Below are 8,244 nucleotides of genomic sequence, written 5' to 3' on the forward strand. Positions count from 1 at the left end.
TGCTCGTTCCCGCGATGTTCAGGAACGGGATGATTCCCGTGATGTTCATGAACAGCACCATGAAGAAGATCGTGGTGAGGATCGGCAGGAATCGGTTGCCGTCCTTGCGACCGAGCAGGTCGTGCGCGATGTTGCCGCGGACGAAGTCCAGCCCCATCTCGACGACGCTCTGGAAGCGTCCGGGGACGACCTTCATCCGACGGGTGCCGAGCACCAGGATGAGGACCACCGCCACGACGGCGATGAACTGGACCAGGTGGATCCGGTGGACGGGGATGCCCGCCACGTTGAAGAGGATCTCCGGGAAGAACTCGTCGATCGAAGGTCCGTGGAACTCGCCGTCAGTGGCGAGTCGGGGCGTCAGGTTCGCAGCAAGATTGAACAGCGCGTGCTCCAGCTTCGGGGCACCGGAAAAAACCGGGGCGACGATGGTCGGTGTGCTTCAAGCGCAAGCGCTCGCGGGCGAGCGGCGGGCACTCGTCAACACTATCAGAGTATGAGGGTTCCCTAAGACCGCGGGCCGTCCTCGGCAGGGGTATCCGTGACCGGGGAGTCCTGGATGAGGTTGTGCCGTCCGGGAGCGCGATCCTCCGGTGCGACGGTCGGCAGCTGCACGCCCGGGGCCTGGTCGGTCGGGGCCTCCGAGGGCAGCGACGCATCGGACACGTGCGGAAGGCGCATGCGCGTGATCACGATCACGTCGATCACGAGCGTGGCGACGACGCCGGTGACGATCGACAGGAAGAACACCATGGGGCTCACCCACGGCTGCCCGCTCAGCACGATCATGATGACGACGAACAGGCCGAGCTTGAGCAGCCAGCCGCCCAGCACGATCGCGAAGAAGAGCTGGACGTAGAGCGGATCCCCGAACCAGCGGTTGGCGATCAGGATGCTCAGGGCGGTGATGCCGAGGAACAGCATCGCCAGGACGACACCGAGGAGACCGCTGACCAGCCCCTCTCCCCCGTCGACGAGCAGGCCGATGCCGCCGGCGACGATCGCGAGGACGACCATCGACAGGGCGGACCAGATCAGGGTCCTGCGCAGGATCGGGTTGCTGGATACGGGGTTCGGGCTCACGGGGACTCCACGGGTGTCGGGTCGGTGTCGGCGGTCGCCGCGGTCGTGCGCCGGCGAGTGGGAAGAAGGGTGATGACGAGGCAGGCGGCGATGCCGACCACACCGAACAGCACACCGGGGAGATACTGGCCGGGCCAGTCCTCGCGCGCACCGACGTACATCAGCAGCACCGCGAGCGAGATCACGGCCGTCCAGGCGTAGAAGATCAGCACGGCATCGCGATCGCGGTGCCCGAGGTCGAGCATGCGGTGGTGCAGATGCTTGCGGTCCGGCGAGAACGGCGACTTGCCGGCGTGCACGCGGCGAAGCACCGCGAGGCCGAAGTCGAGGAGCGGGAGCAGCACGACCAGCAGGGGCAGCAGGATCGGGATGAACGCACCCAGCAGCTGCGAGCGCCCGAGCCGCTCGGGATCGAGAGCGGAGGGCTCGAGCTGGCCGGTCACGGCGATGGCGGACGTCGCCATCAGCAGCCCGAGCACCAGAGCACCGGAGTCGCCCATGAAGAGCTTCGCCGGACTCCAGTTGAACGGCAGGAAGCCGATGCAGGCGCCGATGAGGACGGCGGCGAGGAAGGAGGCGAGGTTGAAGTAGCTGGAGGCGCCGGTGTCGCGGGTGAGGATGTAGGAGTACGCGAAGAAGACGCCGTTCGCGATCAGGCAGACCCCGGCGACGAGACCGTCGAGCCCGTCGATGAAGTTGACCGCGTTCATCACGATCACGATCGCGAACATCGTGATCGTGATGCTCAGCCAGCTGGAGAACACGATCAGGTCGCCGAAGGGCAGCGACAGGATCTGCAGTCCCCCGCCCACCGTGATGATCCCTGCGGCGAGGAACTGCGCGCCGAGCTTGATCATCCAGTCGAGGTCCCAGAGGTCGTCGACGACGCCGATGATCGCGATGAGCAGCGCGGCGGCGAGGATGGACCACATGGTCTGCGGCGGCATCCACATGTTCGCGAAGAACGGGTTCAGCGCCGAGAAGCCGATGGCCGCGGCGATGCCGAGGAAGATCGCCACCCCGCCGAGCCTCGGCGTGGGCGTGGTGTGCACGTCGCGCTCCCGGATGCCGGGGTACAGCTTGTAGCGCAGACTCAGCTTCCAGACCGCCCAGGTGAGCGCGAAGGTGATCGCGGCGGTCACGAGGATCGTGAGGAGGTACTGGCTCACGACTCCGCGTCCGCTGCCGACTCCGCGTCCGCTGCCGACTCCGCGTCCGCTGCCGATTCCGCGGGTTCGAGCAGGTCTCCGAGGACCTCTTCGAGCCGTTCGCGGCTGACCGCGCCGTCGCGGAGGATGCGCACTCCGCCCGTCGTCGGCTCGGCCCCGCGCGGCACGAGCGAGGTGGCATCGATGATCGTCGACGCGATCCCGTCACGGCTGAGTCCGTCGGCGAGGTAGACCGACACGCTGTCGCCCAGCATCCGCTCGGCGTCGAGCGCCGAGATCGCCGCGTCGCGGCCGGTGAGGTTGGCGCTGGAGACCGCGAGCGGCCCGGTCTCGGCGAGCAGTTCGAGGGCGACCCGACCCTCCGGCATCCGGATCGCGACCGTCCCCTCGGTGTCGCCGAGATCCCACACGAGGGAGGGCTGGGCGGGCAGGACGATGGTCAGCCCACCGGGCCAGAAGGCGTCGATGAGGCGCTGCACGGGTTCGGGCACGGACTCCGCGAGCGCGTGCACGACCTCCTTCGAGCCGACGAGCACGGGCGGGGGCTGGTTGCGGCCGCGGCCCTTGGCATCGAGCAGTCGCTGCACCGCCGCCGGCGAGAAGGCGTCGGCGGCGACCCCGTAGACGGTGTCGGTGGGCATCACGATGAGCTCGCCGCGGCTGATCGCCTGACGTGCGTGGCGCATCCCGGCGAGAAGCTGGGCCTCGTCGCCGCAATCGAAGATGGAGGACATGACGTTCCGATTCTAGCCGGGGTGCCTGGGGAATTCGTGTCCGCGATCAGGGGCGCAGAGCGGTCGTCGCCCTGTCGCGGAGGGTGAGGTCGCGATGCGTCGCGGCAGCGCGCCATCCGTCTCGGGTCAGGATGCCGCGGATCTCCTCGCCCTGCAGCTCGCCGTGCTCGATCACGAGGAGCCCGCCGGGGTGCAGCAGCTCGGCCGCCCGAACGCTCAGCACCCGCACCAGGTCGAGGCCGTCCGCGCCCCCGTACAGTGCCATCGACGGGTCGAACAGGCGCACCTCGGGATCACGCGGGATCGCCGCATCCGGCACGTACGGCGGGTTGGAGATGACCACGGATGCGGTGCCGTCGAGCTCGCGGAACGCATGAGCGAGATCATCGTTGACGAGCGTGAGGTTCTCGACGCCTGCCGTGTTGCGCACGGCCCACGGGTACGCGTCCGGAGAGAGCTCCGCGGCGAACACACGCGCATGCGGGACCTCGGTGGCCATCGCGAGCGCGATCGCACCGCTGCCGGTGCCGAGATCGACGGCGATGGGGGCGGGGAGCGCGGAGCCCAGCAGCGCGTCGATCGCGTACTGCACGACCGTCTCGGTCTCGGGGCGAGGCACGAAGACCCCGGGGCCGACGGCGAGTTCGAGGTGTCGGAACGGAGCGACCCCGGTGATGTGCTGCAGCGGTTCCCGTGCCGCCCTCCGGGCGACCACGGCATCCAGCGCACTCTCGATCTCAGCGCTCAGGGCGTCGCCGCGGATGAGGGCGGCCTGCACCTCCCCGCGCCGCAGCCCCAGGAGATGTCCGGCCAGGAGCTCGGCGTCGACGAGGGGATCGGGCACGCCGGCCTCCGCGAGGCGGGCGGTGGCCGTGCGCACCGCCGAGGCGAGGGAGATGTCGGGCATGGGTCAAGCGTAGAGCGCGGAAAGGCGTCATACTGCCCGACCCCCGGGGCCGCTCGCCTAGGCTGGAGGCGCAGTCACCCCGCACAGGAAGGCTCCTCCATGCCCGGTATCCACTCCGACATCACGTCCGCGTTCGGCAACACCCCCCTGGTACGCCTGAACCGCGTCACCGAGGGCCTCGGTGCGACCGTGCTCGCGAAGCTCGAGTTCTACAACCCGGCCTCCAGCGTCAAGGACCGCCTCGGCATCGCGATCGTCGATGCCGCGGAGGCCTCGGGCGAGCTGAAGCCCGGGGGCACGATCGTGGAGGCGACCAGCGGCAACACCGGCATCGCGCTCGCGATGGTCGGCGCCGCGCGCGGCTACTCGGTGATCCTCACGATGCCCGCGTCGATGTCGAAGGAGCGGCGCATGCTGCTGAAGGCCTTCGGCGCCGAGCTCGTCCTCACCGACCCCACCAAGGGGATGACGCATGCGATCGCCGAGGCGGAGGCCATCGCCGCCCGCACACCGGGTGCCGTGCTGGCGAAGCAGTTCGCCAACGAGGCGAACCCCGCGATCCACCGTCGCACCACGGCCGAGGAGATCCTGCGCGACACGGACGGCTCCGTCGACTACCTCGTCGCCGGCATCGGCACCGGCGGAACGATCACCGGCGTCGGCCAGGTGCTCAAGGAGCGCGTCCCGGGCGTGCAGATCGTCGCCGTCGAGCCCAAGGACTCCCCCATCCTCACCGAGGGACACCCCGGACCGCACAAGATCCAGGGGATCGGACCGAACTTCGTGCCGCCCATCCTCGACCGCGACATCCTCGACGAGGTCATCGACGTCACCTTCGACGACGCCATCCGCGTCGCACGCGAGACCGCGAGCAGAGAGGGAATCCTGGTCGGCATGTCGAGCGGTGCCGCGATCTGGGCCGCTCTGCAGGTCGCGCAGCGCCCCGAGGCCGCGGGCAAGACCATCGTCGTCATCATCCCCTCGTTCGGCGAGCGGTACCTCTCGACCGCCCTGTACGAGAACCTTCTCGAGTCCTGACCCGCTCGATGAGCATGATCGGTCGAATGCGCGAGGACGTCGCGGCGGCACGTCTCCGCGACCCCGCGGCACGCAGCGCCGCCGAGGTGGCGCTGCTGTATCCGGGTCTGCACGCGATCTGGGCGCACCGGGTCTCGCACCGCCTGTGGCGACGCGGCCTGCGTCTGCCCGCCCGGGCGATCTCGCAGGTCTCGCGGTGGCTCACCGGCATCGAGATCCACCCGGGCGCGCGCATCGGCCGACGGTTCTTCATCGACCACGGCATGGGCGTCGTCATCGGCGAGACCGCCGAGGTGGGTGACGACGTCATGCTCTATCACGGGGTGACGCTGGGCGGTCGCACCCGCGACGCGGGCAAACGGCATCCCACTCTCGGCGACGGGGTCGCGGTCGGCGCCGGCGCGAAGATCCTCGGACCCGTCACGATCGGCGAGGGATCGGTGGTGGGGGCCAACGCCGTCGTCACCCGCGATGCACCGGCCGACAGCGTCCTGGTCGGAGTGCCGGCCAAACCTCGCGCTCGACTGCGCGGCGAAGACACCCGCGCCATGCTCACCGCTCCCGAGTACTCGATCTGAGTCGGCGCCCGGTATCGCATCCCGGCAGCGCCGATCGACGCCGCGCGGCGACCGTGGATCACGGTCGTCACGCGGCGTCGCAGACTCCTCGGGTGCGCCGGTCAGTGCTTCCGCAGGCGCGGCGTCACTGAGCCACGAAGAACGGGATCGCTCCGGAGACGATGCCGATCGCCAGCATCACCAGAGACACGATCGTCGCGCGCCAGAGCACCTTGCGGTGGTGGTCGCCGAGGTTCACCCCGGCCAGCGAGACGAGCAGCAGGATGGCCGGGACGAGCGGGCTCTGCAGGTGCACCGGCTGCCCGATGATCGATGCGCGGGCCATCTCCACCGGGTCGATCCCGTATGCCGCCGCACTCTGCGAGAGCACGGGCAGGATGCCGTAGTAGAACGCGTCGTTCGACATGAAGAACGTGAACGGGATCGACAGCACCCCTGTGATCGGCGCGAGGAACGGTCCGAGCGAGGGAGGCAGGACATCGGTGATCCACGTCGCCATAGCATCGACCATGCCCGTGCCCGACAGCACGCCGACCAGCACACCGGCCGCGATGACCATCGACACGACGCCGACGATGCTCGGAGCATGGGCGACGATCTCGGACGCCTGATCCTTGATGCCGCGGAAGTTCACGAGCAGAGCGATTCCCGCACCGACCATGAACACGTACGGGAGGGGCATGATGTCGAGGATCAGCAGCACCATCACCGCGAGCGTCAGCACCAGGTTGAACCAGATCAGCTTCGGACGCAGGGTCGGCCGCGCGGGGTCGAGCATGGTGTCCGCCATCGCGGTGTCCGCAGGGTCGACGCTTGCGGCGGGCACGGGGGCACGACCGCCGGCGACCACGACGATGTTGCCGGTGCGCAGCGCCGCACGGGCGCCGGGCTTCGCGTCGGATCCGCGGAAGATCTTCGGGACGGTCGACAGCGCGCCGCCCTCGCCTCCCGTGAGCAGCCCGGCGGAGTCGAGACGGCCGAGGCGGCGGCGCTCCCCCAGCCCGAGCAGCCAGGCGAAGCTCAACGTCACCAGGATGCCGACGCCCAGGGCCGGAAGCATCGGGACGAAGATGTCGGTCGGCTGCAGACCGAGCGCTGTCGCCGCCCGCACGGTGGGGCCGCCCCAGGGCACGATGTTCAGCGTGCCGTTCATCAGGCCCGCGACGCAGGTGAGGACCACGGGGCTCATGCCGAGTCGCAGGTAGATGGGCAGCATGGCCGAGGTGGTGATGATGAAGGTCGTCGACCCGTCGCCGTCCAGCGACACCGCACCCGCCAGGATCGCGGTGCCCAGCACGACCTTCGCCGGGTCGTCGCCGAGCAGCCGCGTGATCAGGCGGATCAGCGGGTCGAACAGTCCGACGTCGATCATGATCCCGAAGAACATGATGGCGAACATGAGCAGCGCCGCGGTCGGCGCCATCGTGGAGATCGAGTCGAGGATCATGTCGCCGAGCCCGAGCCCGGCGCCCGCGAACAGACCGAACACGGTGGGCACGAGGATCAGGGCGACCATCGGGGTCAGCCTCTTGGTCATGATGAGCGTCATGAACGCCAGCACCATGGTGAATCCGAGCAGGACCAGGACCCACTCCGGCGGCACGAACGCCACGTCATACGTGGGTGCCTCGTCGGCGGCCGCGAACAGGCCGGTGAGTGCATCGGGCATACGGTGACTCCTTCGTCGGGTCCGTCCACTTCGACGGATCCTGACGAGAGTAGGCAATCCGGCGCGTCGGCGTGCGGTATCCCGCATTCCCGGGCGTTATGCGCGTAGCGTGACTTCTGCGCATATTGCGCGAAGGGAGCCCCCGTGTCGAAGACACCGACCAGATGGCGGTTCGCGACCCGCGCGCTGCTGCTGCAGCTCGCGGCCGTCGCGCTCGTCGTCGCCCTGTGCACGGGCGTGTACCTCGCCCTCGCCGTGCAGCAGCTGCGCGCCGAGGCGCAGTCCACCGCCCTCGGCATCGCCAGGACCCTCGCCGAAGACCCGCAGGTGCGCACCGAAGTCGCTCGCGTCTCCGCATCGAGCGAGCCACCGGATGCCGAGAGTCTGAGGAACGGCGACCTGCAGCGCACTGCTCTCGATGTCGCGGCCCGCACCGGAGCGCTCTTCGTCGTGATCACGGACGAAGACGGCATCCGTCTCGCGCATCCCACCAGCGCGCGCATCGGCGAGGTCGTGAGCACACCGTTCGCCGATGTGCTCGCCGGCAACGAGGTCGTCGAGTGGCAGACCGGCACGCTCGGCGAATCGGCGCGCGCCAAGGTGCCCGTGCGGGATGCGCACGGCACCCCCGTCGGAGAGATCAGCGTCGGCTTCGAGCGCACCGGCGTGTTCGACGACCTGCCCCCGTTGCTCGGCGTCATCGGACTCACCGCGGTGGGCGCCCTGGCCCTGTCCGTGCTCGCGTTCCTGCTCCTGCGCCGACGCTGGGAGCGGTTGACGTTCGGCGTGCAGCCGGAAGAGCTCGTCGCGCTCGTGCAGAACCAGACCGCGGTGCTGGACGGCGTGGACGACGGCGTGCTCGCGGTCGACACCGAGGGCATCGTGCGAGTGAGCAACGCCGCCGCCGACCGGATGCTGGGCATCCACGCCCCGGTGGGTCGCCCGCTCGTCGAGCTGGGGCTGCCACCGGTGCTCCTCGAGACGGCCTCGGGCACCGTGGCGCGCTCCAGCGCCGTGATCGACGAGCGCGTGCTCTATCTGGATTCACGGCCTGTCGAGCGCGCCG

At 69.4% G+C, this 8,244-nt stretch carries 9 protein-coding genes; 3 read left to right on the forward strand and 6 right to left on the reverse strand.

What is annotated here, in order from left to right; all coding sequences use genetic code 11:
* The 5 genes from ABTZ43_RS16245 to prmC form a co-directional block, all read right to left on the reverse strand.
* Positions 1-286 (reverse strand): F0F1 ATP synthase subunit A (locus ABTZ43_RS16245; protein ID WP_350539533.1); only part of this gene is annotated, 286 nt, incomplete at its 3' end.
* A gap of 221 nt (positions 287-507) precedes the next feature.
* Entirely contained in the window at positions 508-1,083 is a 576-nt protein-coding gene (locus ABTZ43_RS16250) for a Cg1360 family ATP-synthase-associated protein (protein ID WP_350539534.1), read from the reverse strand.
* Positions 1,080-2,252: an MraY family glycosyltransferase gene (locus ABTZ43_RS16255; protein ID WP_149423252.1), complete on the reverse strand. Its 1,173-nt coding sequence runs from the start codon at positions 2,250-2,252 to the stop codon at positions 1,080-1,082. Before ABTZ43_RS16255 ends, ABTZ43_RS16250 begins: the two co-directional genes overlap by 4 nt.
* Complete coding sequence (locus ABTZ43_RS16260; RefSeq protein ID WP_350539535.1) at positions 2,249-2,986, reverse strand: L-threonylcarbamoyladenylate synthase; 738 nt, start codon at positions 2,984-2,986, stop codon at positions 2,249-2,251. The genes ABTZ43_RS16255 and ABTZ43_RS16260 overlap by 4 nt, the downstream gene beginning before the upstream one ends.
* A 46-nt stretch (positions 2,987-3,032) precedes the next feature.
* Positions 3,033-3,893, reverse strand: a complete 861-nt coding sequence (gene prmC / locus ABTZ43_RS16265) for a peptide chain release factor N(5)-glutamine methyltransferase (RefSeq protein ID WP_350539536.1) — start codon at positions 3,891-3,893, stop codon at positions 3,033-3,035.
* Between the two features lie 99 nt (positions 3,894-3,992).
* Between prmC and cysK the strand changes: the two genes are divergently transcribed.
* Positions 3,993-4,931 carry a cysteine synthase A gene (gene cysK, locus ABTZ43_RS16270; protein WP_056416659.1) on the forward strand — a complete coding sequence of 313 codons (939 nt, stop codon included), beginning with the start codon at positions 3,993-3,995 and terminating at the stop codon, positions 4,929-4,931.
* A gap of 8 nt (positions 4,932-4,939) precedes the next feature.
* The gene (epsC, locus tag ABTZ43_RS16275; protein ID WP_149423254.1) at positions 4,940-5,509 is read left to right on the forward strand and encodes a serine O-acetyltransferase EpsC; all 570 of its coding nucleotides are present in this window, start codon (positions 4,940-4,942) and stop codon (positions 5,507-5,509) included.
* A 124-nt stretch (positions 5,510-5,633) separates the two neighbouring features.
* On the opposite strand, the gene ABTZ43_RS16280 is transcribed toward epsC, so the two are convergent.
* Positions 5,634-7,178, reverse strand: a complete 1,545-nt coding sequence (locus ABTZ43_RS16280) for a CitMHS family transporter (RefSeq protein WP_056416651.1) — start codon at positions 7,176-7,178, stop codon at positions 5,634-5,636.
* A gap of 144 nt (positions 7,179-7,322) precedes the next feature.
* Between ABTZ43_RS16280 and ABTZ43_RS16285 the strand changes: the two genes are divergently transcribed.
* A partial coding sequence (locus tag ABTZ43_RS16285) for a sensor histidine kinase (protein ID WP_502885420.1) occupies positions 7,323-8,244 on the forward strand: 922 nt, incomplete at its 3' end.

Source organism: Microbacterium sp. NPDC097977 (genome assembly GCF_040302605.1).
Taxonomy (GTDB): Bacteria; Actinomycetota; Actinomycetes; order Actinomycetales; family Microbacteriaceae; genus Microbacterium.

Bases quoted from the DNA above. Each gene is read 5' to 3' on its own strand.
- ABTZ43_RS16260 (WP_350539535.1), bottom strand. From the start codon at position 2,986: ATGTCCTCCATCTTCGATTGCGGCGACGAGGCCCAGCTTCTCGCCGGG.
- prmC (WP_350539536.1), bottom strand. From the start codon at position 3,893: ATGCCCGACATCTCCCTCGCCTCGGCGGTGCGCACGGCCACCGCCCGC.
- cysK (WP_056416659.1), top strand. From the start codon at position 3,993: ATGCCCGGTATCCACTCCGACATCACGTCCGCGTTCGGCAACACCCCC.
- epsC (WP_149423254.1), top strand. From the start codon at position 4,940: ATGAGCATGATCGGTCGAATGCGCGAGGACGTCGCGGCGGCACGTCTC.
- ABTZ43_RS16280 (WP_056416651.1), bottom strand. From the start codon at position 7,178: ATGCCCGATGCACTCACCGGCCTGTTCGCGGCCGCCGACGAGGCACCC.